Consider the following 22,670-nt stretch of genomic DNA (forward strand, 5'->3'; position numbering starts at 1 on the left):
GGTTTTGACAAATACGGAGATTCGCACCCGTTTTGCACCGAGTCCGACGGGCTATATGCACATCGGCAATTTGCGCACGGCGCTCTACGCCTATCTTTTCGCGCGCGCAAACGACGGGACATTTATCCTGCGGATTGAGGATACGGATCGGAACCGCTACGTTGCGGACGCAGTGGACTTCATCCGGCGCACGCTCGACGCGGCGGGAATTGTGCCCGACGAGGGGCCCGATGATATCGGCGGGGACTACGGCCCCTACGTTCAGAGCGAACGCATGGAGATCTATCAGAAATACGCCGAGCAGCTTGTCGAGAGCGGACACGCCTACCGCTGCTTCTGCAATCATACGGAGGAGACGGAACCTGCCGAGGGAGAAAAGACATTCGGCGGCTACCCGCGTACTTGCCGTGACCTCTCTGCAGAGGAAGTCGCAGAGCATCTCGCGCGCGGCGAGGAGTACGTCATCCGTCAGAAGATGCCGCTCGTCGGGGAAACGATGTTCTATGATGTACTTCACGGCAACGTCACGATTCCGAATACGGAACTCGAAGATCAGGTGCTCCTCAAGCGTGACGGGATGCCGACCTATAACTTCGCGAACGTCATTGACGATCACCTCATGAGGGTGTCGCACATCATTCGCGGGACCGAGTTTATCACCTCGACGCCCAAGCACGTCCTCCTCTACGAGGCGTTTGGCTGGAAGGCACCCGTGTTCGTGCATCTCGCGCCCGTCATGGGCCGTGACGACGCGACGGGCAAGACGAGCAAGCTTTCGAAGCGGCACGGAGCGACGAGTTTCGATGACCTCGTGAAGATGGGCTATCTCGCCGAGGCAATCGTCAACTATGTGGCGCTGCTTGGCTGGAGCCCGAAGACGACGAATCAGGAAATCTTCTCGATGGACGAGCTGATTGAGTCGTTCTCGCTTGATGGGCTGTCGAAGTCGCCCGCTGTCTTTGACTATGACAAGCTTGGCTGGATGTGCGGGGAGTATTTCAAGGCGATGACGGATGCGGAGTTCGCTGAGGCGGCACGCCCGTTTGCGGGGGAACTGCCCGCACGACTCGCGGAGCAGTGGGAGACAATTGCGCGTCTTTTGCGCACACGTGTCACAAAGCTCTCCAATGTTCGCCCGGCGATTGCATTTCTCATCGAGACGCCGCCGTTTGACGCATCTCTCTATGAGAACAAGCGCAACAAGGTCACACCGGAGGCGGCGAGGGAGCTTCTGCCCGAACTCATCGAGATCCTTGCGGCACTTCCGGCAGAGCGCTGGGAGAACGATCTCCTCTACGCACTGCTCGAGGAGTGTATCGAGCGCGAGGGATGGAAGAAGGGGACGGTCATGTGGGTGCTGCGCATCGCCGCAGCAGGACAGGCGGTGACACCGGGCGGAGCGACGGAGATTCTCGCCATCCTCGGACGTGAGGGCGGTCTTGCACGTCTGCGGACAGCTCTTGCAGAGCTTTCGTGAGCACTGTCGTGAAAAAACTCTTGCGTTTTAAGTAACTCTATGATATAGTATCTCCTGTTGACATATGTGGCGCCTTCGTCAAGTGGTTAAGACACCGCCCTCTCACGGCGGGTTCATGGGTTCGAATCCCATAGGCGTCACCAATTCATCGGCGCCTTCGTCAAGTGGTTAAGACACCGCCCTCTCACGGCGGGTTCATGGGTTCGAATCCCATAGGCGTCACCATCGTAATAGATAGGAGCTGCTGTGCAGCTCCTTTTGTGTTTATGGGACGGGAGAATGCAATGCTCTTTCTGTCTATGCTTCTCATGGGAGGAATCATCGGCTTTGTCGGGGCGGGCGGCAGTGGCGTCATCATTACTCTGCTTGTGGTGGGATTCGGGGTGCCGATTCATCAGGCGCTCGCCGTTGCGCTCGGTTCGATGGCGTTCACGACGCTCTCGGGTGCGATCAGTCATTACCGCGAGCGCGAGGTCATCCCGCTGACAGGCGCCGTACTCGGTACGGGTGGACTCGTGGGGGCGCTGATCGGTGCCGTGCTCTCAAACCATATGCAGGCACCCAATCTGAGTCTCTTTACGGGCGTCATGCTGCTCTCGAGCGCATGCCTCCTCTATTTGCGCATCTATCAGGCAGAGTGGCTCGGACGGCATATTGCCGTGCGCGAGGAACTCCTGACGGGACGGCGGCTCTATCTATACGGACTGCCCGTCGGTTTTGTCTGCGGCGTCCTCTCGGGCGCGTTCGGCATCGGGTCGGCGGCGTACATCCAGATCGCACTCATGGTTGTCTTTGGTGTGCCGCTCCTACAGGCGATCGGGACGACGATGATGATTATTGTACCGATCTCCATCAGCGGCGGCATCGGCTACGTCCTCTACGGGCAGCTTGAGCCGTTGCTTTTCATCCAGACGCTCATGGCGCTCTCCGTCGGCTCGTTCTTCGGGGCAAAGCTGACGCATCTTGCGCCGCTCCCCGTTCTGCGTTTCTGGATCGTCGCGCTTCCGACGATCGGCGGCTCGATTATGATATTCTTTCGATAGATTGTCGGGGGGGACAATCTGTCGGTGGGGGGGAAATGTATGAGAAAGTTTGTTGCAGTTCTGCTGCTCATCGTGATTTCCTTTTCCATCGTCGGCTGTGGCGGGGACACAGCCGAGGAGAGGAAAGAACAGGCGAAGTATCGGCGCATTACCGCCGATGAGGCACAGGTGCTTATGGAGCGTGAGCAGGACTATCTGATCCTCGACGTGCGCAGCCCGGAGGAGTTTGCTGAGGGGCATATTCCGCACGCGATCAACATTCCGATGGATCGCATCGGGGAGGAGCCCCCGCAGGAACTTCCCGATCGGAATCAAATGATCTTCGTCTACTGTGTCAAGGGGATTCGCAGCATGAATGTTGCCAATCGACTCGCACATATGGGATATAAGAACATCATCGAAATGGGCGGGATTCAGGACTGGCATGGGGAGATTGTGAAATGATTTGTTTGATGAGGTGTTTATATGCGTAAAATTGTTATGCTTTTCTGTTTGAGTATTTTGACGTTAGGGATCTGCGGCTGCGGAAGCGCGCAGACATCTGGGGTGACCGAAGGAAAGGATCCGGCAATGGCGACATTTCAGCGCGTGAATTCGGATGAAGCAGCGAAGATGATGGCGGCGGAGCAGGGCTATCTGATCGTCGATGTGCGGACGGCGGGGGAATACGCGGACGGACATATCCCGAACGCCATCAATATTCCGAACGAGTCGATCCATACGACGCCGCCGAAGGAACTGCCCGACAAGGCGCAGAAGATCTTCGTCTACTGCCGCAGCGGTGCGCGCAGCCAGCAGGCGGCGCAGAAGCTTGCGAACATGGGCTACACGAACATCGTCGAGATGGGCGGCATCAAGGACTGGCACGGGGATGTTGTGAAATAATCGGAAGATTGCTGTACGAAGTAAAAAGCTTCCTGCAGCAATCTTTTTTTGTGTTCACTTTGCACAGAACGCCTGCAGTTCTGTACGGAAAATATCGACGGCGCGCGGCAGGTAACGCTTCTTTGCGCGGGCAAGGATGATCGTGCGGTGCGGGTCGCCCTCGATGGCAGCGTAGCAGGGGGGATGTGCGGGCGGAGCGGCGGCGATGAGTGTCTCGGGGAGGATGGCGGCGCCGAGTCCCGCGCCTGCGAGTGCGTGCGCCGTGTTCATGCTGCGCGTTTCGAGTGTGATCTGCGGCAGGAAGCCCGCCGCCTCACAGAGGGAGAAGAGCGTATCGTGGAGTTTTTGTTCGCGGTGCATCAGGAGAAATGGTGTCTCGCGCAGCGCCGCGAGGGGAACACTCGGAATATTTTCGCGCGCACCGGGGACAAGTCCGAGTGTCGTGCACATGGGATGCGCGGGCGGGAGGGCGAGCAGCAGCCGCTCCTCGAAAAGCACATCGTAGACGAAGCGGTGCTCGCTCACGGGGAGCAGCGAGATGATGCAGTCCACCTCGTTCGTTGTGGCAAGTTCCTCGAGTCGATAGGTTGTGTCCTCGCGCAGATGGAGCGTGATTTTCGGATATTTTGCGCGAAAGGCGGGGAGCATGGGCGCGAGGAGATGTGTGCTGCGAAACTGCGTGAGTCCGAGTGTCACGTCGCCCGCCGCGCCGTGCACGCAGTCATCCACCTGCTGATGGAACGCCTCATCGAGCGCGATGATGGAGCGCGCCGTCTCGAGATAGAGCCTGCCGACGGCGGTCGGCGTGAGGCGTGCGCCGCCGCGGTCGAAGAGAGGTGCGCCGATCTTCTTCTCCTGCGCGGCGAGCAGCTGCGAGAGCGACGGCTGTGAGATGTAGAGTTTTTTCGCGGCGAGCGAGAGCGTACCCTCCTCGGCAATTTTCAAAATGTAGCGGAACTGTCGGAACTCCATAAATATACCTCGGTATAATAATTTTCCTATAGAGAGAATAGGAATTTACGTATTCGACTTATAAGGAAGGATAGCGTATAATGCAAAATAAGTAAAGGGTCTGCGCAGACTCTCTTGGATGAATGGGCGCATAAACGCTCAATAATGTGTATTATCATCACGGGAGGGGACTCTTTTGAGCAAGGGAGTACGATGTTTTCTGACGGCGGGGCTGATCGCCGTCCTCTGGTTCCTGCCGGTGCCCGAGGGGCTGACACCGGCAGCTTGGCATCTGTTCGCAATCTTCGCGGGCACAATCCTCGGCTTTATTTTACAGCCGTTCCCGCTCGGGACGGTCGCGCTCGCGGCAATCACGTTTGCAGCACTGACGAATACGATCAAGCCGGCAGAGGCGCTGACGGGCTTCAGCAATACGGTGATCTGGCTGATCGTGTCGGCGTTTTTGTTCGCGCAGGGCTTTATCAAGACGGGGCTGGGGCGGCGGATTGCATATTATCTCATTTTGAAATTCGGGTCGAGCAGCCTGAAACTTGCCTACACTCTCGTTCTGAGTGATTTTATTATCGCGCCTGCAACGCCGTCGAACACGGCACGTTCGGGCGGGATTCTCTTTCCCATTGTGCGCAGCCTCGCTTCGGTCTTCGGCTCGGAGCCGGGGGCGACGGCACGCAAGATCGGCGCATTCCTCCTCGTCGTGTCGTTTCAAGTGGATGCGCCGATCGCCGCCGCCTTTCTGACGGCGTGCGCACCGAATCCTCTGATGGCGGAGCTCGCACGGGACACGGCAGGGCTTGAGATCTCGTGGGGGCTTTGGGCGATGGCGGGCATCGTGCCCGTCCTGCTCTCGATGGTTGTTCTGCCCTATGTGCTCTACAAGCTCTATCCGCCCGAGATTCAGAGGACGCCCGAGGCGCAGTCACTTGCGCGCGAAAAACTCACGGAGATGGGCGCAATGACGCGGGATGAGAAAATCATCTGCGGCATCTTTGTCGGTGCGCTCCTCCTCTGGAGCACGTCGGGCTACACGGGCGTGAACGCGACCATTGCAGCCCTCCTCGGTGTGACGGCGATGCTCCTCACGGGTGTCCTCACATGGGAGGATGTGCTGCGGGAAAAGGGCGCATGGGACGGCATGATGTGGATGGGCGGCATTGTGAGCCTCGCGGGTGCACTGAACAAGATCGGCTTCATCCCGTGGTTCGCTGCAAGCGTTACGGGGGCGATGACGGGCGTCTCATGGGGGCTGACTCTCGGCATTCTCTTCCTTGTCTATCTCTACAGTCACTATGGCTTTGCGAGCCTGTCGGGGCATGCGACGGCGATGTACGCGGCATTTCTCGCCGTTGCCGTTGCGGCGGGCGCACCTCCCTATCTTGCGGCACTTGGGCTCGCCTTCCTCTCGAACCTCATGGCGGGGCTGACACACTACTCCACGGGGTCGGCACCCATCTACTTCGGCGCGGGCTATGTGACGCAGGGGCAGTGGTGGAAGCTGGGCTTCGTCTGCTCCGTCATCAACATCATCATCTGGATCGGCATCGGCTCCGTCTGGTGGAAGATCCTCGGGATTTGGTAACTGTGTATTGGTATTAGGGAACCACTGATAAAATGAAGTCCGTCAGATTGGCGTAGATTTTTTCGTCCGATTGAGGAGGCAAACCGGACGCATAGCCAAAGCTATGTGGAGGATTTGCCGACGAAAAGCGGGCAAAAAAGATGCGCTAAGATGATGGTGCTGAATTTATCAGTGGTTCCCTAGGATAAAGGAGAGATTTCTATGACGAAAGCGGAAGCCTCTGCGCATATGCAGGACGTGCTCGCGAAATTCGTGGCGTACACGGGCAAGCGGCTGCCGGACGATGTGCGCGCAAAGATCGCGGAACTCGCCGCGCAGGAGGACGCTCCTCTTGCGAAGTCCATCTACGAGACGATGGAAAGGAATCAGGAACTTGCGGTGAAGCTGAACCGCCCGAGCTGTCAGGACACGGGTGCAGCGCAGTTCTTTCTCAAATGCGGGTCGAACTTTCCGTACATGGCTGAGATGGCGGAGATCCTGCACGCGGCGGTCGTGCAGGCGACGGTGGATGCTCCGTTGCGCCACAACGCCGTGGAGACGTTTGACGAGTTCAACACAGGCAAGAACGTCGGCAAGCAGATTCCCTCGATTTTCTGGGAGATCGTGCCCGAGCGTGACGACATCGAGATCCATACGTACATGGCGGGCGGCGGCTGCACGCTGCCGGGAAAGGCGATGGTGCTCATGCCGGGCGAGGGCTACGAGGGCGTGACGCGTTTCGTTCTCGATGTCATGACGAGCTACGGGTTGAACGCCTGCCCGCCGCTCCTCGTCGGTGTCGGTGTCGGCACATCGGTCGAGGTTGCGGCGCTCCATTCGAAGAAGGCGCTCATGCGCCCGATCGGCTCGCACAATCCGAACCCGCGCGCCGCTAAGATGGAGCAGCTGCTTGAGGACGGCATCAACGCCATCGGCCTCGGTCCGCAGGGACTGATGGGCAAGCACTCCGTCCTCGGCGTCAACATCGAGAACAGCGCGCGCCATCCGTCCGTGATCGGCGTCGCCGTGAACGTCGGCTGCTGGTCACACAGGCGCGGTCATATCGTCTTTGACAAGAACCTCGACTATAGGATTCTCTCGCACGCGGAGGTGGATTTCTGATGGAGAAGAAAGTTCTGACAACCCCGATTCAGCCCGAAGATCTCGCGGACATCAACGTCGGTGACGTGATCTACCTCACGGGGTATCTCACAACCTGCCGCGACGTGGCGCATCGCCGCGTCATTGAGGAGGGACGAAAGCTCCCCGTCGACGTAAAGGACGGCGCGATTCTCCACGCGGGGCCGATCATCCGCAAGCACGGTGAGGGGAAGTATGAAATGGTCACAGTCGGTCCCACAACCAGCATGCGCATGGAGAAATTCGAGGAGGCATTCATCGCGGAGACGGGCGTGCGCCTGATCATCGGCAAGGGCGGCATGAAGGACGGCACGATGCGCGGCTGCCGCGACCACAAGGCACTCCACTGCGTATTCCCTGCGGGTTGCGCTGTCGTCGCCGCCGCGTGCGTCGAGGAGATCGTCGATGCGAATTGGCTCGACCTTGGCATGCCGGAGACACTCTGGACGTGCAAGGTGAAGGAGTTTGGCCCCCTCATCGTCTCCATCGACAGTCACGGGCACAACATCTTCGAGGAGAACAAGGTGATCTTCAACGAACGCAAGGAAAAAGCGTGCGCGGAGATCTGCAAGCAGGTCGGGTTTATCAAGTAAAGAGCATACAAAAAGAACGCCGTTCCCATGATCGGGAGCGGCGTCCTTTTGTGTCGCGGCAGTTGTGTCGTTGGGGAGCCGTCAACCAATAAAAATTCACACCTTTGCGACCGGATCGAGTGCGCTGACCTCGCCCGTGGCGGTCATCTTGATGCTCGTACCTTCGGGCAGTCCTGTGAAGATCACAAGGCAGGCATCGGATTTCGCATTCTCACGAATGTAGTCGATGTCGAACTCCATGAGCTTGTCGCCCTTCTTCACCTGCTGTCCCGACTCAACAAAGACATTGAAGCCCTTGCCGCCAAGCGCGACCGTATCCACGCCAATGTGGAGCAGGTACTCTGTGCCGTCCGCGCTCTTCATGCCGATGGCATGCTTCGTGTCAAAGACGAAGACCACCTCGCCGTCGTCGGGCGCAAGCACCTCGCCTTTGCTCGGGTAGATGAAGAAGCCGTCGCCCATCATCTTGCTCGCAAACGCCTCGTCGGGCGCCTCCGTGATCGGATGCACCGTGCCCGTGACGGGGCTGCAAAGTGTGCGTCCCTCGCCTGCGGGAGCCGCTGCCTTTGCCTCCGCTGCCGGTTTTTCTTCGGTGGGTGCTGTGGCAGGCGCATCGTCCTCCGGCTCGACATCGGGGGCTGTCTCAAGATAGGTCTCGAGGTTCGACTTGATGACGGCGACCTGCGGTCCGTAGATGACCTGCACGCCCGTGCCTTTGACGATGACGCCGACCGCGCCCGTCGCCTTGAGCAGTTTTTCATTTACAAGTGAGGAGTCTGCCACGGAGCAGCGCAGACGAGTTGCGCAGCAGTCGACGGACGTGATGTTGCGCTTGCTGCCGAGTCCGCGCGCGATCGCAGCGCTCTTTGCGTCGCCCGAAGCTCCGTCGGCGGCAGATCCGCCCGCACCCTCGCGTGCCTGATAGTCCGCCTTTGTGAAGAGTTTCGTCTCCTCGTCGTCGTCCTCGCGGCCCGGCGTCTTGAAGTTGAAGTGCTGAATCATCCAGCGGAAGATGAAATAGTAGAGGAAGAAGTAGATCACGCCGACGGGGATGACGTACATCCAGCTCGTCTTTGCCTCACCCTGCAAAATACCGAAGATGAAGAAGTCAAGCAGACCGCCCGAGAACGTAAGTCCCACGGCGATGTTCAGCATGTGCGCGATCATGTATGCTGCGCCCGCGAGTGCGACCTGCACGGCGAAAAGTGCGGGAGCCACGAAGAGGAAGGAGAACTCGATCGGCTCCGTGATGCCCGTGAGCATACAGGTGAGCGCCGCCGAGAGCAGAAGTCCGCGCGCGACCGCCTTTTTCTCAGGACGTGCGCAGTGATACATTGCGAGTGCCGCGCCCGGCAGACCGAAGATCATAAAGATGAACTCGCCCGAGAAATACCGCGTCGCGTCCGCACTGAAATGCACGACGTTCGGGGAGGCGAGCTGTGCAAAGAAGATGTTCTGACCGCCCTGGATGAGCTGCCCGTCGATCATCATTGAGCCGCCGACACCCGTCTGCCAGAACGGCAGGTAGAAGACGTGGTGCAGACCGAACGGGATGAGTGCACGCTTGACGATGCCGAAGATCAGCGTGCCGATGTAGCCCGTACCCGTGACAAGACTGCCGAGGGCGAAGATGCCCTGCTGGGCGAGCGGCCAGAGGAAGTACATCGCGATGCCGACAAAGAGGAAGACAATCGTCGAGATGATGGGGACGAAGCGCGAACCGCCGAAGAAGGAGAGTGCATTCGGCAGAACGATCTTATGATACTTGTTGTGCAGCCACGCCACGCCGATTCCGACGATGATGCCGCCGAACACGCCCATCTGGAATGACATGATGCCGCAGGAGGCGGCAATCGTGCCTTCGAGGACCGTCGGTGCAATCGAGCCGTCCGGCAGGATCTGTCCGCCGATTTTCAGCATTGCGTTGCAGGCGGTGTGCATGACGAAGAAGGCGATCATCGCCGAGAGTGCCGCGACCTCCTTCTCCGCCTTTGCCATGCCGATGGCGACACCGACCGCGAAGATGATCGGCAAATTGCCGAAGATCGTGCTGCCTGCACTTGCCATGATCGAGAGCAGTGAATGCAGTGCCGTGCCCGCACCGAGGACACCGCCGAGCCCGTACGTCTCGATCGTCGTCGGGTTCGTGAACGACGCGCCGATGCCGAGCAGGATACCTGCAATCGGCAGGATCGCGACCGGCAGCATGAAGCTGCGCCCGACGCGTTGGAGCACACTAAAGATTTCATCCTTCATGTTTCTCTATACCCCTTTCCCTCCGCGTCCATCCCCTGTACGCCCTCCCCTTTGGGCAATACAAACAAAGAGACATCAAGAAGATTGTGAAACCTGTGTTGATGCCTGTATGCGATGAACTGCAGAATCTATAAAATAATACATGATAATTATACCGTAGATGGGGATGGGGTGTAAAGGGGAGATTTGTGGGAGTGGGAACAGTGGAAAATGATGTGTGATTCAATGCGGATTTTCCCTCTAAAAATTAATTAATTTTAGAAGGAAAACTTGCTCAGTAGAGGAATAATAGATATAGGTAAAATACTAAGGTTGCCTCGTAGGCAACCTTTTGAAGCATTTTGTCTGTATACTATACTTGTACTTGTCGAAGACTCTGCCTAAAGTGGAACGAAAGAGGGGGTCCTACACGGTGGAGCATGGAGCAACATATTGCGATGGAGGAGAGATCGTATGTCAAAGGATATTCAAGAGGCTTTGGAAAAATGTGCTGCTTACGCCGAGCGCGGCTATCGGCTTGCCAAGGCGGGCTACGACGAATTGCATGATGCGGTGTTGGAGGAAGAGGGAAAACTTCAGGAGGCAAAATACGAGCAGAAACAGTCTGGTCGCATCGACTACGGTGATACGCTCGATGCTCAGCTGCAGGAGCTGCGTGCCTCACAGGCATTGGAAGCGGAGCTGCGGCGAGATTTGCAGAGTCTGCGCGAGCGGCAAAAGGAATTTTCCGTTGTGGTTTTTGGGCGCACAATGGCGGGGAAATCGACGCTTATGGAAATTCTGCGTCATGGCGACGGGGCGAGCATCGGTAAGGGCAATCAGCGCACGACGCGCGATGTGCGGGATTACCGCTGGCAGGGCATGAAAATCACGGATGTTCCGGGAATCTGTGCCGTTGACGGGCGCGCCGATGAGGAACTGGCGATGGAGGCGGCAAAGGCGGCGGACTTGATCCTCTTCTTTGTTTCGGACGATGCGCCGCAGGAAGAGGAGGCAGCGAAACTTGCCGAACTGCGGAAACTCGGGAAGAGTGTTCTGGGGCTTGTGAACGTCAAAGCTGAGATCAATCCCAATCGCCGTGCGCTTGCCCTGCGCGTGATTCGTGATCGTCTTTCCGAGACGGAAAATTTGGATGAGATCTGTGCCCAGTTCCGCGAATATGGCATAAAGAAATATCAGCAGAATTGGGAGGGAATTCCCTTTGTCTATACACATCTGCTGGCAGCGTTCCTCGGGCAGAAGAGTCAGCTGAACGATGCGGAACTGTACGAGGCGAGCAATTTCGCCGCAGTGGAGGAATATATCCTCGAAAAGGTACAGCGGGATGGCGCGTTCTTGCGCATCAAGACGTTTGTGGACTGTGCCGTCAACCCTATGCAGACGCATATGGAGCGATTGCTACGGAACAGCTCGCTGAACGCGCAGGAAGGTATGATATTTCGCAGGAAATGGCATGAACTTGATCGTTGGTGGGACGAGTTCTTTCCGCGTGTGAAGAAGAAATACAGCGAGTTTTGCGTGCGTATGGAGAGCGAAATAGAAAGCGGCATCGCGGACTTTGTGGAGGATCACTACGAGGGAGACATCAGCGCAAAGTGGAATTACTACATGAAGGAAAATCTGCGGCTGGAGGACATGTGTAGCGCATTCCTTGGGGAAGTTGCACATATGTGTGAACGCAAGCAGCGGGAACTGTTGGACGACTTGCGCATCGAGCGGAAGTTCGCAGGAAGGATACGGCTCGAGCAGCAGCTTTCGATGGGGGATGTGTCCGATACAAAGACATGGATGCAGGTAGGAGCGGCGGGGCTGTTTTTCGTGAATCCGGTGGCGGCAGTTGTTGCCAGCGGTCTTGTTGCTCTTTTTGGTGACAGCAAGGCAGAGAAGATCCGTAAGCAAAAAGTGGAGCTGCGCAGTAAATTGACGGAGCAGATGGCAGAGGTGCAGGAGAAAATCAGCGCACAAATGGTCGATAAGATTGGTGAAATTATCAGTGAGCGAATTGAGGGCTTGCGTGATGTCCTTGTTTCGGCAGATGAACGGCTTCTTTCTCTTGCGCACGAGGAGGCGCGTGCGGCGGGACGGATGCAGACAGAGCTGCGGAATCTCAATATGGAACTCTGGGCGGAGGCGCAGCGCTATGCAGACGTGACAAAGGATATTGACCTGATGACGGTTGCGCGGATTCCGGGCATACAGACACGACTTATTGCAAGGAAGGAGCTGACGCAGAAGGATAGGAAGAAGATGCAAGCTGTCCTTGGAGAGGAAGTCGTTTGTAGTTCCGGCACATTGGCAAAGAACTGCAAGGACCTGATTGGCTCGTATCAGGACAAGGTCTTTGAGTATGGTGAAGACGGGCAGTATTACTGCAAGATTCTTGCGAATGAGCGTCCGTTGAAGGAATTGAGTCAGGACTTGAACTACCGTCTTGTGCAGCAGCTCTTTTGCAGTCCGATTTTCAATGAAAGTGAGGTATGGGGATGAACGCCTTTGTATTGAGCGCGTATGCAGAGCGCGCAGAGAGTCTGCTGGCGCAGACCCGTGCGGCATTTACGAAACTGGAACTGCCGACGGAGGGACTGCCCGCTGATATGCGTCCCGATGACGGGAAGATTAAGCTCGTCTTCGTCGGGCAGTACAGCGCGGGGAAATCCAGTATCATCAAGATGCTCTCGGGGATTGATACGGCAATCGGTGCGGGCATCACAACAGGTGAGGCGAAAGCATTTGACTGGAACGGTATGGAGATTATCGACACGCCAGGCATTCATACAGGACTGCGTGAGGATCATGACGAAATTACCTATGATGAAATCGGTCATGCGGCACTCCTTGTCTTTGTCGTCACGGGGGAGGGCTTCAATCCAACAATGGCGGAGCATTTTCGTCAGCTCGCCATCGAGCAGAAGCGCGGCGGAAGCATGGTGCTCGTCGTCAACAAGATGGATCGGGCAGCGGCTGGAAACTCCTCCGAACAGCAGACAATCATCCGTGACGATATGCGAAAGGTGATTGCTCCCTATACGCCTGAGGATCTCTATATGAGCTTTCTTGCGACGAAGTACTATGAGATGTCCTGCGATGAGGAGGATGATGAACTGCGCAGAGAACTCATCGAAGAGAGTGGTCACGATGCCTTTGTTGCCAATTTGAATAATTTTGTTGCGAAAAAAGGTGTTTCCTCACGCCTTTTGACTCCGCTCCGCCGTCTGGAGCAGGCAATCATGTCTGCTCCGGAGAGTTCCATAGAGCACGAGGCTTACACAGGGAATCAGGAGATTGCAAAACGCAAGCTGCGCATCATCGACGATGAGGCACAGGACTGCGAGCGTGACGTGCAGGACATTGCTATGCGCTGTCAGTCAGAGATCACAGGTTTTGGGCGCGAAGTTCTCCGCCAAATTGAGCATGCCAACTCACAGGAGGAAGCAGAGCGGGTATTCGAGGAGGCTGATGCAAAGGCGCAGCGGCTTGCCGATGAGGCGAATGCGGCGGCTGCCCGTGCGCTCGGGGTGATGGCGGAACATATCGGAAAAGAGACGGAGGAGCTTCTCGCATCGCCCTTTGTGCGGCAGGTTGTGGCAATCAGCCATCACGCTGTTGCCTTGCGTGACGAAGAAAGGGCGGCGGATAGCGTCTCCGTGGGAGATGTGATGCAGAAGGCGGGCAAGCAGCTTGCGACGCGCAGTTTGAAGGAAGGCAGTCAACTGGCGACCGGCAATCTGATGCCGTGGAATGTCGCAACCAGTAAGCTCACGGAGTTCTCAGGCTCGGCAATGCACAGCATTGTCAAGAGCGTGGGCAGCACGCTCGGCGTCAAATTTGCGCCGTGGGGGGCGGTGAGCATTGCGCGCGGTGCGGCGATGCTCGGATCTGTTTTGGGCGTTGTCGGTGTCCTGTATAATATCTATAGCGTCTTTCAGGGCAGCGAGAAACGTGAACAGGCGGAACGAGAAAGCAGGGAGGCACGCGAGAAGATTCGCAGCGGTTTCAGCGATGGCGCGCAAAAGGTATACAGCGAGCTGATGACGGCGGTGCGGCAGCGTATCAATGAAATTACGGCAGCGGAAAAGGCATCGATTCTTGAAGTGCAACGGCAGATGGAAGAAAACCGGCTGCGTGTGCAGCAACAAAAGGAGCAGTTGGAGGGACTGTTGGCACAGACGCGTGCCTTGATCGAGGAGATTGGTACGACATCTACATAAAAGTGGAGGTGGAGCCTGTGGAACTCGTCAACATCAATGGAAAATCGTTTCGCAAATGCGCGTTTTGCCGCCACTGGTACGACCCGACGAATGTGGCGATTCGTCCGCGTGCACCGCGCATCGGACAGTGGGAATACGAGCCGCGTATGAAGAGCCGCTGTCTCATCACCAATGCCGAGCTGCCCGCCTTCCACTTCTGCGGGAAATACGAGTGTAAAGTGTAATGAATGATCTGCTGCGGGAAATTTTCTCCTGCGGCAGATTTTTTGTCGGAATGTTTCTTTTGGACTGTCTGAAAAATATGGTATACTGTATCGAGCACGATGTGATGAAAGCTTTTTTGCAGGAACCATCAACGTGAGGTGATCGACATGGTCGGATTTGAGTGGGATGAGAAAAACTGCCCTTGGAGGTGATCGCACGCATGTTGGAGATGTCGCTCAAAAAAATCGGGAAATTGGCAAAGTACACAGCTTGCTATAGTTGTCTTACGTATGCTATAATATTCCTATCATTGTTTCGTGAAGTTGAGGAGTGTGTGTATGAGAGGTGCGGAAGCTGTTCTGGCGTGTCTGCAGGAGCAGGGCGTCGATACCTTGTTCGGCTATCCCGGCGGGATGATCCTGCCTCTTTATGATGCACTCTATGCACAGGACGAAATACGACAGATTCTCGTGACGCATGAGCAGAATGCCGCGCATGCGGCAGACGGCTATGCACGCGCGACGGGGCGTGTCGGCGTCTGCATCGCAACGTCGGGACCGGGCGCAACGAATCTTGTCACGGGGCTTGCAACGGCGTATATGGACTCGATTCCGATGGTCGCGATCACGGGGCAGGTGGACATCGCCATGCTCGGGCGCGACGCCTTTCAGGAGACGGATATCCTCGATGTGACGATGCCCGTGACAAAGCACAACTACAAGATTAAGAACGCAGCAGACCTTGTGCCGACGATCCGAGAGGCATTCGCCCTCGCGCGCAACGGGCGGCAGGGACCGGTGCTTATCGATGTGCCGCGCAATCTCTTCTTCGAGGAGGTTGCCTATACGCGTGAGGAACCTCAGGTGCGGACGCCTGGCAAACCCGACGCGGACTTTATCATCTGTGCAGCAGAGGCGGCGGCAGAGATTGTGAATGCGGAGCGCCCCCTTGTGATTGTGGGCGGCGGAGTGATCTCGGCGGGAACCTCAGCAGAGGTCACGGCGTTCATCGAAAAATATCATCTGCCTGTGGTGCATACGCTCATGGGCATGGGCGCGGTTGCAAGCACGCATCCGCAGATGCTTGGGTTTGCGGGGATGCACGGGGAAAAGGCGGCGAACTATGCCATCGGTGCTGCCGATCTCGTCATTGCGCTTGGCAGCCGTTTTGCCGACCGTCAGACGGGCAATCTCAGCAAATACACGGCAAATCGTAAATTCATCCACATTGACATCGACCCCGCTGAGATCGACAAGAATATTGAGAACAGCCTCGGGCTCGCGGGGGACATGCGGACGATTCTGAAGCTGCTCATGCGTCAAGCACCGAAATGTGATCTTGCGCAGTGGTGGGCACAGATTCGCACGTGGCAGGAGGAGCACGACTACGACTACCATGTCGGTCGCCTGACGGTGCCGTGGGCGTTGCATCAGGTGGCGCAGAGTACGACGGGCAAGGCGTATGCCTACGCTACGGATGTGGGGCAGCACCAGATGTGGGCGGCGCTCCACCTGCGCGTGGAGGAGCCGCGGACGTGGCTGACCTCAGGTGGACTTGGCACGATGGGCTATGGTCTTCCAGCGGCGATGGGCGCACAGCTTGCGTGGGGCGAGAGTCGCCGCGTGATCCATATTGCGGGCGACGGCGGCATCAAGATGACGGGGAACGAGTTCTATACGATTGCACGGTTGGGACTCCCCGTGCTCTCAATTCTCGTGAACAACCGCAGTCTTGGCATGATCCGTCAACTGCAAAAGGTGCTCTACGATGAGCACTATATCGCCTGTGAACTGGATCACGAGATGGACTATGTAAAATACGTGGAGAGCTTCGGCATCAAGGCGGCGTGCGTCTCGACGCAGGAGGAATTTGCGGCGGCGCTCAAGAGTGCGCTTGAGGATCGCAGTCATCCGCGCGTCATTGTGATGGATGTGTGGCGCAGTTTCGTTGAGCCGATGGCAAAGGGCGGTGCGCGCATTGATGAGTTTGTCGATTTTAAGTAAACGATTCGTGTCTGCACGTCATGCTGTGCACGATCAACGGGGTTTTTCGCTGCTCTCGACACTGCTCGCCGTGATGATCCTTGCGGTGATCCTATCGATTGCCGTGCCGCGTTTTACATCTGCCATCACGACGGCAAATACGGTGAAGGTTCAGGCAGATCTCACGGCGCTCGATACGGCGATCGTGCTCTATCAGACGGCAAGGGGAGAAAATCCAAAGGATATTAATAGTCTGGAGGAGTATGTGACAAACCTCAAGGATCTCAAGCCCCCATCGGGCAATGTGATCATCGATGGGCAGGAAACCCCCTTGACAGACAAGACGTATAAAATCGAACACAAGGATAATAAAGTCTGGCGCGCAACTTGTGCGGGGCATACAGCAGAGGAGTTCCATGCAAAGAAACAGGGAGGCACTTGATATGCAGGAGGAAGCGCAGGTGCTTTTTCCCGCACGCAGTGCATGGCTTCCTCTTAGCGTGTTATGGGTGGTTTCCTTGATCGGCATTCTTTTCTTTGCCGGTCTGAACATACGCAGCTTCTGTGGGGCAGTATTCGCAGCTGCGCTCATCTGGCTCTCCTATCTCGACATCAGGGATGGTCTGCTCTATGACGCAATCACGATACCGTTTGCCCTGTTCGGATTTGTTCCGGTGCTCACGGGGCTGATTTCTCTGCGGGAGGCACTGATTGGTGGGACGCTTTGCGGCGTCTTATTTTATTGCCTCTATATCCTTGCACGTGGCGGGCTCGGCGGTGGCGACGTGAAGTTCGCCGCAGGGCTTGGCGTTTGGCTCGGTTGGGAGGCGGCGGTCATCGCTGTCTGGACTGCGTTTATGCTCGGAGGGGCAGTTGCTGCACTGCTCCTCATCACGCGTCGCAGGGGGCGGCACGATGGGATTCCGTTCGGCCCCTTTCTCGCCATCGGCGGCTATATCGGATTTGTCGTGGGGGCGCAGCTTTGGCGGCTCTATTGGGGAATGCTCTGATGAGGAGCAAAGGCATGCGTGGGATGGCTCTGCTGAATGTCCTGATCGCACTCTCTGTCCTAAGCATTGTTCTTGCAGTTGCGCTTCCTGCCGCACTTTCACTCTACGCGCGGGCAGCTGTGGAGTATGAGGCGCTCCATCTCGTTGCGGAACTGCGGCGCATACAGGCAATCAGCCGCACGACTGCCGTCTCCCTTTCCATGCTGGACGGCAAGCAAAGCAAGGAGCGTGTACCGCGTCTCCGCATTCACTCCGACGGCTATGTCCTGCACCGTCCGTTTGGCGAAGATCGGCACTATGCTCCTTTGCCGCTTGTTCGATTCGATCAGGAGACGGCGAAGAATACGGTGATTGCATTTGATCCCTATGGTAATATTACATGGGACAGGAGTCACAACATGACCATCCGTGTCTACGTGCCAAAACAGGAGGGGAATGCCCTGCGCGTCGTGATTGATCGCGCGGCGCGTATCCGCATGCAGCGGGGAGAGCAGGAGAGACCGGATGAGGAGTGATGGGGAGAGTGGCTGGATTCTTCTCGAGGCGGTCTTGCTTGGTCTTATTGCCCTCGCCACAGCAGCGGTACTCGGTATTTTCGCGCGCACGGCACTGCTCGAGGAGCACGCCGCCGCGCGAATGGAGGCTGCGCTGCTCGCGCGTGCGCAGTTTTCTGTGATGGAGGCGGAGTTGGATCAGGGAACAGAGCCGTTGAGCGCAGCCACTCAGATCAACTCGAATGATCGCAGCTATCAGATCGAAAGGACAATCACACGCGCGGGTGAATTCTACGATGTGTCCCTGCGCATCTCATGGCAGATTCTGGGGCAGGAGGAACAGGTGGATTTTGTGCGGAGGCTGAGGCAGCATGTACGTGTGGAAACCACACCCTAGGCAGAGGGATGAACGTGGGGTTCTATTGATGGAGCTTGCAGTCAGTCTGCCCGTCTTCGTGCTTCTCCTGACCTTTCTCTCCTTTGCACTTGCGTGGAGTTGGCGCAGCTATCAACAGGAAATCGCGGATGCGGAACTGCGGCAGGAGATGCAGATCGCGGCTGCACGCATTGTGGAGTCTGCCCTCAGCTCCAGCCGCATTCGAGAGCGTCAGCGGGGCGTCTACGAAATGCGACAGGATGCGAAGAGCGGGGAGGCGCTGGATCGCTACTGGCGCAGCGATACACAGCTGGTGCTCAATGCGGTCACAGCGCCCATTACAGGCTCTTTTGTGGGGGCCGGGGTGCAGATTACTGCGTTTTCCATCGTGGAGGACGCCCGGTATCCGCGCCTCTATCACATTACGATGACAGGGGTGAGCATGGTGACGGGACGCACCTGCCGCCTCGAAACCTCGGTTTATCTGCGGGAGGATATGGGTGGATCATAGAGGGGAATGCGGCAGTGTTTCTGCTATTGGGCTTTGCGTGCTCACAGCGGTGCTCCTGCTCGCGCTTGCTGCGGCGCAGTTTATGCGCGGCGGAGCAAGCGTTGCTGCAGAGTATGAACGTGAGATGCAGCTGCGGCTTGCTGCCGAGAGCGGCGTCGAAACCGCTGCGGCATCGCTTGAACGGGATGCGGACGCCTATGGTCCTTTGCCTCCGGTTGGACGCAGTAAAATCGTCAGCACGGATCTTGTTTCAATTCCAACGTCGGAGGGGATCAAACTCTGTGTTTTTATCGAAAGACCTGAGGGAGCATGGGCAGAGAAAGGACTGACGGTCGGTGCGGCGGCGATCGATAAGTCGGAGACAGGTATACGCATCCCCGATGGAGAGAAGTGGGAACGTGCGAAAATCGTGCGTGGGTGGATGGAGAAAAAGGGGAATCGCTATGTCTGGCGGCGTTGGTATTAGGCTGCCGTGGAGCGTGCGTGAGGCAGTGGGGCTCTATCCTGCGCCGCATGGGCTTGTACTTGTTCGCTTGTGCGCTGCAGAGGAGCATGGGGGAGCATGGATGGTGACCGAATCGCGCACATCTGAGGAGCCCTGCTCCGCATCTTCGGATGCCGAAGCATTTGCCTCCTTTGTGCATGCACAGCTGATCCGTGCGGGATGGGAAAAAATACCGTTGGCACTTGCACTCCCTCTCGCGGAAGTGGATACGGAGGAACGTGAGCTGCCCGTCCTGCTCGAGGGCGCAGAACTCCATGCGGCACTTCTCTGGGCGCTGCGTGCCGAGGAAGATGATACGGGCGGAAAGCAGCGCGGCGATGTCCGACTCTGCGCCGTACCAATGTCGAATACGACTCCACACCGCTACTGGATGGCACGCATGGATGCGAGCCGCATCGAGAAATATTTTTCTGTATTCACTGCCGCAGGGCTTCCTTTGCGGCGGCTCACCGTGTTCCCGCCGGTCACCACGCCTCTGGAAAAGGAGATCGAGGAGGCACGTGAACCGCGTATGCCGTGGGAGTCGGCAGAGGATGATGCACTGGTGCCCGCCGTCTATGCGGGGCTTCTCGTGCGTAAAGGGATGCCGGTGAACCTTTATTGGACGACCGAACGATCTGCCGTTGGATCCGTTTGCCCGCATGCGGCGGCAATCATTGCTGTCATTGCCACGGGACTCTTTCTGGCAAATGTGACCGCGGATATCGCCGCCTGCATGGCGGAGCGTCAGGCGCGTGACCACGCGGTGGAGGAGCTTGCGCTTCGGTCGTCGGAGCGGGCGCGCATGAAGACGTTCTATGCGCTGCGTGCCAACGTGGCACAGCATGAGCAGCTTTTGAGCGCGTTCACAGCGGAGTCGCTGCCCGTGCGTGCACTGCTCATTCATCTCGGTTCGATGACGGTGGATGGTGTCCGTCTCACGGGCGTGCGGGCGGAGGAACACGCCGTTCGGATCGAAGGTGAGGCCGTGCACTATGCGGCGCTCGCCGCCCTCATGGGAGCGATGGAGGCAGATCCATTTTTCTCTGCGGACATCGCGCTTGAGCATGCGGGTCCGGGCGAGCAGGCGGAGGATATGACCGAGCGCATTCACTTCATCCTGAGCAGCAGTTGGTAGGAGGCGCTATGGATCGGTTTTCTGTGCGGCAGCGCATCGAGATTGCACTGATATGGGCGATCGGATTGCTCCTCCTCTACCTGTTTGTCGTTTCTCCCGTCATCACGGCGGAGCACGCTGCTGCGCGTGCCGAGCGGGAGGCGGCTGAGGCTGAGCTTGCACGTGTGGATGCATATCAGCGCTTGCTGCTCACAGATGAGCGGGCGGAGCCGAAACTGCGTGCGCGTCAGGCCCGCCTCGCGGATGCCTTGCCGGAGGAGCGTGGGCAGGGGCGGTTTATCCATGCAGTAGAGCTTCTTGCGCGGCGCAACAATGTGACCGTTGTCAGCTTTGCACCACAGCCGCCCGAGACCGTGGGCGAAATTATCATTCAGCCGATTGAGCTCAAATTTCGTGGAACCTATTTCGATGTGCTCTCCTTTTTGCACGCTGTACAGGAGGGCGAACGCAGCGTTCGATTCGGCTCCTTTTCGATCACTGCTGAGGGAAATGAAATGCATGGCGTTCTGCTTCTCCATATTGCGGCGCATGCGGCAGCAGAGCCGTGATGGATCCCTCCATGGGACAAAGACAGGAGCGTTTGCAGGAAAAGGTCGTCTTATATCGAATTTACTTCAAAATGAATGCAAATATGTTATATGGGGAGGAATTTGAATGAGTCAGCTGCGTTTTGTCACAGGCGGTGAGTCACACGGTGCGGCGCTCTCGGCGATCCTCGACGGTATGCCCGCCGGACTGCGGCTCACGCGCGAGGCCATTGATGCGCAGCTTGCGCGCCGTCAGCAAGGGTATGGGCGCGGCGACCGCATGAAGATCGAAACCGATCGGGTCGAAGTTCTCTCGGGGGTGCGCTTCGGTGAGACACTCGGCTCGCCGATCACACTTCAGGTCGTGAACCGCGACTTTGCAAACTGGACGGAGCGCATGGATCCCTTCGGAGATCCGGCGGGGCCGAAGGTTACTGCCGTCCGTCCGGGGCATGCCGATCTCACGGGCGTACTGAAATACGACCGCGATGACGCACGTGACATCCTCGAACGTTCGAGTGCGCGCGAGACAACGATGCGTGTTGCTGTCGGTGCTGTCTGCCGTCAGCTGCTCGCTGCCGTCGGTGTGACCGTCGCCTCTCATGTGACTGAGATCGGCGGCGTGTCGGTTGACCGTGCGGCAATCCGCGATGAGGACATCGGTGTGACGAACAGCAGCGACATGAACTGCTGTGATCCTGCGGCAGAGACACGCATGAAGGCATACATCAACCAGGCAAAGGCGAATGGCGATACGCTTGGCGGCATCTTTGAGATCGTTGTGCGCGGGCTTCCGGTCGGGCTTGGCTCCCATACGCAGTGGGATCGTCGTCTCGACGGACAGCTCGCGGGGACGCTCATGTCCATTCAGGCGATTAAGGGCGTGGAGATCGGCGCGGGCTTTGCGTGTGCACATCTGCCCGGCAGCGAGATTCACGATGAACTCTTTATGGGCGAAAACGGGCAACCCTATCGTAAGACGAATCGTGCGGGTGGGCTTGAGGGCGGTATGACGAACGGTGAGACGCTTGTCGTGCGCGCGGCGATGAAGCCCATTCCGACGCTGATGGCACCGCTTCGGACAGTGGACATTGCAACGCGCAATGAGGTCTCCGCGAGCAAGGAGCGCAGCGATACCTGCGCCGTGCCCGCCGCCTCTGTCGTTGGCGAGGCGATGGTCTCCTTTGTCCTCGCGGATGCAATCTGTACGCAGTTCCATGCGGACACGATGACCGATCTTGCCGCTTCGCTTGCTGCCTACCATGCACGGCTTGAAAGGGTATGGCAGAAGGGATGAAGAACGTCGTACTGATCGGTTTTATGGGGACGGGCAAGACCAGTGTCGGGCGCCTGCTCGCCGGGCGGCTGGGCTGTGCCTTTCACGATCTTGACAAGAAGATCGAGGAGCAGCATGGTATGAGTATCCCTGCGATGTTTGCGGAGCACGGTGAGCCGTACTTTCGTGCGCGTGAAAAGGAGGCTGTGCGTGCAGCGGCAGAACGTACGAATCTCGTTATTGCGACCGGCGGTGGAACGGTCAAGGATCCGGAGAATGTCGCGCTGCTGCGTCAAAACGGCGTGATCGTAGCGCTGACCGCCGATGTCGATACCATCCTCCGGCGAACGGCAGCACGCGGAGCGCGTCCCGTCCTCGACCATGCGGATGCAGGGGATCGCCGTGCGGCTGTTGTGCGGCTGCTCGAGGAGCGCCGCGCTCTCTATGAGGATGCGGACATCACGGTGGATACGAGCGGGCGCTCGCCGCTCGAGGTAGCGGAGTATATCGTGCAGGCAACGCGGATATGGAGAAAATAA

Annotated in this window: 23 protein-coding genes and 2 tRNA genes; 23 read left to right on the forward strand and 2 right to left on the reverse strand. The window is 57.6% G+C overall.

Annotated features, from left to right (window positions below):
* Positions 1–4 precede the first annotated feature (4 nt).
* The 6 genes from gltX (at position 5) to HMPREF9081_RS03785 (ending at position 3,405) form a co-directional block, all read left to right on the forward strand.
* Positions 5–1,477: a glutamate--tRNA ligase gene (gene gltX / locus HMPREF9081_RS03760; RefSeq protein ID WP_006305664.1), complete on the forward strand. Its 1,473-nt coding sequence runs from the start codon at positions 5–7 to the stop codon at positions 1,475–1,477.
* A 68-nt stretch (positions 1,478–1,545) separates the two neighbouring features.
* Positions 1,546–1,620 (forward strand) — tRNA-Glu (locus HMPREF9081_RS03765).
* Positions 1,621–1,627: 7 nt separating this feature from the next.
* Positions 1,628–1,702 (forward strand) — tRNA-Glu (locus HMPREF9081_RS03770).
* Between the two features lie 59 nt (positions 1,703–1,761).
* Positions 1,762–2,520: a sulfite exporter TauE/SafE family protein gene (locus tag HMPREF9081_RS03775; RefSeq protein ID WP_040395452.1), complete on the forward strand. Its 759-nt coding sequence runs from the start codon at positions 1,762–1,764 to the stop codon at positions 2,518–2,520.
* Positions 2,521–2,559: 39 nt separating this feature from the next.
* Positions 2,560–2,964: a rhodanese-like domain-containing protein gene (locus HMPREF9081_RS03780; protein WP_006305666.1), complete on the forward strand. Its 405-nt coding sequence runs from the start codon at positions 2,560–2,562 to the stop codon at positions 2,962–2,964.
* A 21-nt stretch (positions 2,965–2,985) separates the two neighbouring features.
* The gene (locus tag HMPREF9081_RS03785) at positions 2,986–3,405 is read left to right on the forward strand and encodes a rhodanese-like domain-containing protein (protein WP_006305667.1); all 420 of its coding nucleotides are present in this window, start codon (positions 2,986–2,988) and stop codon (positions 3,403–3,405) included.
* A 54-nt stretch (positions 3,406–3,459) separates the two neighbouring features.
* Here the strand turns inward: HMPREF9081_RS03785 and HMPREF9081_RS03790 are convergent, their stop codons facing one another.
* On the reverse strand, positions 3,460–4,377 hold the full coding sequence (locus HMPREF9081_RS03790; RefSeq protein WP_006305668.1) for a LysR family transcriptional regulator: 918 nt from the start codon (positions 4,375–4,377) through the stop codon (positions 3,460–3,462).
* A gap of 175 nt (positions 4,378–4,552) precedes the next feature.
* Between HMPREF9081_RS03790 and HMPREF9081_RS03795 the strand changes: the two genes are divergently transcribed.
* The 3 genes from HMPREF9081_RS03795 to ttdB all read left to right on the forward strand — a co-directional run bounded on the left by HMPREF9081_RS03795 (position 4,553) and on the right by ttdB (position 7,665).
* On the forward strand, positions 4,553–5,953 hold the full coding sequence (locus tag HMPREF9081_RS03795) for an anion permease (RefSeq protein ID WP_006305669.1): 1,401 nt from the start codon (positions 4,553–4,555) through the stop codon (positions 5,951–5,953).
* A gap of 201 nt (positions 5,954–6,154) precedes the next feature.
* Complete coding sequence (gene ttdA, locus HMPREF9081_RS03800) at positions 6,155–7,054, forward strand: L(+)-tartrate dehydratase subunit alpha (protein ID WP_006305670.1); 900 nt, start codon at positions 6,155–6,157, stop codon at positions 7,052–7,054.
* Entirely contained in the window at positions 7,054–7,665 is a 612-nt protein-coding gene (gene ttdB / locus HMPREF9081_RS03805; RefSeq protein ID WP_006305671.1) for a L(+)-tartrate dehydratase subunit beta, read from the forward strand. Before ttdA ends, ttdB begins: the two co-directional genes overlap by 1 nt.
* A gap of 96 nt (positions 7,666–7,761) precedes the next feature.
* Here ttdB and HMPREF9081_RS03810 read toward each other — a convergent pair whose 3' ends face one another.
* Positions 7,762–9,921: a PTS sugar transporter subunit IIABC gene (locus HMPREF9081_RS03810; RefSeq protein WP_006305672.1), complete on the reverse strand. Its 2,160-nt coding sequence runs from the start codon at positions 9,919–9,921 to the stop codon at positions 7,762–7,764.
* Between the two features lie 453 nt (positions 9,922–10,374).
* Here HMPREF9081_RS03810 and HMPREF9081_RS03815 point away from each other — a divergent pair, with 453 nt between their 5' ends.
* The 14 genes from HMPREF9081_RS03815 (at position 10,375) to HMPREF9081_RS03880 (ending at position 22,670) form a co-directional block, all read left to right on the forward strand.
* The gene (locus HMPREF9081_RS03815; RefSeq protein WP_006305673.1) at positions 10,375–12,408 is read left to right on the forward strand and encodes a GTPase; all 2,034 of its coding nucleotides are present in this window, start codon (positions 10,375–10,377) and stop codon (positions 12,406–12,408) included.
* On the forward strand, positions 12,405–14,129 hold the full coding sequence (locus HMPREF9081_RS03820) for a GTPase (protein WP_040394427.1): 1,725 nt from the start codon (positions 12,405–12,407) through the stop codon (positions 14,127–14,129). Before HMPREF9081_RS03815 ends, HMPREF9081_RS03820 begins: the two co-directional genes overlap by 4 nt.
* Positions 14,130–14,146: 17 nt before the next feature.
* Positions 14,147–14,353, forward strand: a complete 207-nt coding sequence (locus tag HMPREF9081_RS03825; protein ID WP_006305675.1) for a hypothetical protein — start codon at positions 14,147–14,149, stop codon at positions 14,351–14,353.
* Positions 14,354–14,671: 318 nt separating this feature from the next.
* Positions 14,672–16,336, forward strand: coding sequence for a biosynthetic-type acetolactate synthase large subunit (ilvB, locus tag HMPREF9081_RS03830; protein ID WP_006305677.1), 1,665 nt, complete (start codon positions 14,672–14,674; stop codon positions 16,334–16,336).
* Positions 16,314–16,757, forward strand: a complete 444-nt coding sequence (locus tag HMPREF9081_RS03835; protein WP_040394431.1) for a competence type IV pilus major pilin ComGC — start codon at positions 16,314–16,316, stop codon at positions 16,755–16,757. Before ilvB ends, HMPREF9081_RS03835 begins: the two co-directional genes overlap by 23 nt.
* A 1-nt stretch (position 16,758) precedes the next feature.
* Positions 16,759–17,325: a prepilin peptidase gene (locus tag HMPREF9081_RS03840; protein ID WP_006305679.1), complete on the forward strand. Its 567-nt coding sequence runs from the start codon at positions 16,759–16,761 to the stop codon at positions 17,323–17,325.
* Between the two features lie 14 nt (positions 17,326–17,339).
* Positions 17,340–17,840 (forward strand): pilus assembly FimT family protein, encoded by a 501-nt coding sequence (locus HMPREF9081_RS03845; RefSeq protein ID WP_154647287.1) that lies wholly within the window; start codon positions 17,340–17,342, stop codon positions 17,838–17,840.
* A complete protein-coding gene (locus HMPREF9081_RS03850; protein ID WP_006305681.1) occupies positions 17,830–18,216 on the forward strand; it encodes a hypothetical protein in 387 nt (128 codons plus the stop codon). The genes HMPREF9081_RS03845 and HMPREF9081_RS03850 overlap by 11 nt, the downstream gene beginning before the upstream one ends.
* A gap of 28 nt (positions 18,217–18,244) precedes the next feature.
* Entirely contained in the window at positions 18,245–18,706 is a 462-nt protein-coding gene (locus HMPREF9081_RS03855; RefSeq protein WP_006305682.1) for a hypothetical protein, read from the forward strand.
* Positions 18,696–19,172, forward strand: coding sequence for a hypothetical protein (locus HMPREF9081_RS03860; protein WP_040394437.1), 477 nt, complete (start codon positions 18,696–18,698; stop codon positions 19,170–19,172). Before HMPREF9081_RS03855 ends, HMPREF9081_RS03860 begins: the two co-directional genes overlap by 11 nt.
* Entirely contained in the window at positions 19,150–20,328 is a 1,179-nt protein-coding gene (locus tag HMPREF9081_RS03865) for a PilN domain-containing protein (RefSeq protein ID WP_006305684.1), read from the forward strand. Before HMPREF9081_RS03860 ends, HMPREF9081_RS03865 begins: the two co-directional genes overlap by 23 nt.
* Before the next feature lie 8 nt (positions 20,329–20,336).
* Complete coding sequence (gene pilO, locus HMPREF9081_RS03870; RefSeq protein WP_006305685.1) at positions 20,337–20,876, forward strand: type 4a pilus biogenesis protein PilO; 540 nt, start codon at positions 20,337–20,339, stop codon at positions 20,874–20,876.
* Between the two features lie 106 nt (positions 20,877–20,982).
* Positions 20,983–22,152: a chorismate synthase gene (gene aroC / locus HMPREF9081_RS03875; protein ID WP_006305686.1), complete on the forward strand. Its 1,170-nt coding sequence runs from the start codon at positions 20,983–20,985 to the stop codon at positions 22,150–22,152.
* Complete coding sequence (locus HMPREF9081_RS03880; protein ID WP_040394440.1) at positions 22,149–22,670, forward strand: shikimate kinase; 522 nt, start codon at positions 22,149–22,151, stop codon at positions 22,668–22,670. Before aroC ends, HMPREF9081_RS03880 begins: the two co-directional genes overlap by 4 nt.

It is taken from the genome of Centipeda periodontii DSM 2778 (genome assembly GCF_000213975.1).
In the GTDB taxonomy this organism is placed as follows: domain Bacteria; phylum Bacillota; class Negativicutes; order Selenomonadales; family Selenomonadaceae; genus Centipeda; species Centipeda periodontii.

Coding starts and splice junctions, on each gene's coding strand:
- HMPREF9081_RS03775 (WP_040395452.1), top strand. CDS start 1,762: ATGCTCTTTCTGTCTATGCTTCTCATGGGAGGAATCATCGGCTTTGTC.
- HMPREF9081_RS03780 (WP_006305666.1), top strand. CDS start 2,560: ATGAGAAAGTTTGTTGCAGTTCTGCTGCTCATCGTGATTTCCTTTTCC.
- HMPREF9081_RS03785 (WP_006305667.1), top strand. CDS start 2,986: ATGCGTAAAATTGTTATGCTTTTCTGTTTGAGTATTTTGACGTTAGGG.
- HMPREF9081_RS03790 (WP_006305668.1), bottom strand. CDS start 4,377: ATGGAGTTCCGACAGTTCCGCTACATTTTGAAAATTGCCGAGGAGGGT.
- ttdA (WP_006305670.1), top strand. CDS start 6,155: ATGACGAAAGCGGAAGCCTCTGCGCATATGCAGGACGTGCTCGCGAAA.
- ttdB (WP_006305671.1), top strand. CDS start 7,054: ATGGAGAAGAAAGTTCTGACAACCCCGATTCAGCCCGAAGATCTCGCG.
- HMPREF9081_RS03810 (WP_006305672.1), bottom strand. CDS start 9,921: ATGAAGGATGAAATCTTTAGTGTGCTCCAACGCGTCGGGCGCAGCTTC.
- HMPREF9081_RS03815 (WP_006305673.1), top strand. CDS start 10,375: ATGTCAAAGGATATTCAAGAGGCTTTGGAAAAATGTGCTGCTTACGCC.
- HMPREF9081_RS03820 (WP_040394427.1), top strand. CDS start 12,405: ATGAACGCCTTTGTATTGAGCGCGTATGCAGAGCGCGCAGAGAGTCTG.
- ilvB (WP_006305677.1), top strand. CDS start 14,672: ATGAGAGGTGCGGAAGCTGTTCTGGCGTGTCTGCAGGAGCAGGGCGTC.
- HMPREF9081_RS03835 (WP_040394431.1), top strand. CDS start 16,314: ATGAGTTTGTCGATTTTAAGTAAACGATTCGTGTCTGCACGTCATGCT.
- HMPREF9081_RS03840 (WP_006305679.1), top strand. CDS start 16,759: ATGCAGGAGGAAGCGCAGGTGCTTTTTCCCGCACGCAGTGCATGGCTT.
- HMPREF9081_RS03845 (WP_154647287.1), top strand. CDS start 17,340: ATGCGTGGGATGGCTCTGCTGAATGTCCTGATCGCACTCTCTGTCCTA.
- HMPREF9081_RS03850 (WP_006305681.1), top strand. CDS start 17,830: ATGAGGAGTGATGGGGAGAGTGGCTGGATTCTTCTCGAGGCGGTCTTG.
- HMPREF9081_RS03855 (WP_006305682.1), top strand. CDS start 18,245: ATGGAGCTTGCAGTCAGTCTGCCCGTCTTCGTGCTTCTCCTGACCTTT.
- HMPREF9081_RS03865 (WP_006305684.1), top strand. CDS start 19,150: ATGTCTGGCGGCGTTGGTATTAGGCTGCCGTGGAGCGTGCGTGAGGCA.
- pilO (WP_006305685.1), top strand. CDS start 20,337: ATGGATCGGTTTTCTGTGCGGCAGCGCATCGAGATTGCACTGATATGG.
- aroC (WP_006305686.1), top strand. CDS start 20,983: ATGAGTCAGCTGCGTTTTGTCACAGGCGGTGAGTCACACGGTGCGGCG.
- HMPREF9081_RS03880 (WP_040394440.1), top strand. CDS start 22,149: ATGAAGAACGTCGTACTGATCGGTTTTATGGGGACGGGCAAGACCAGT.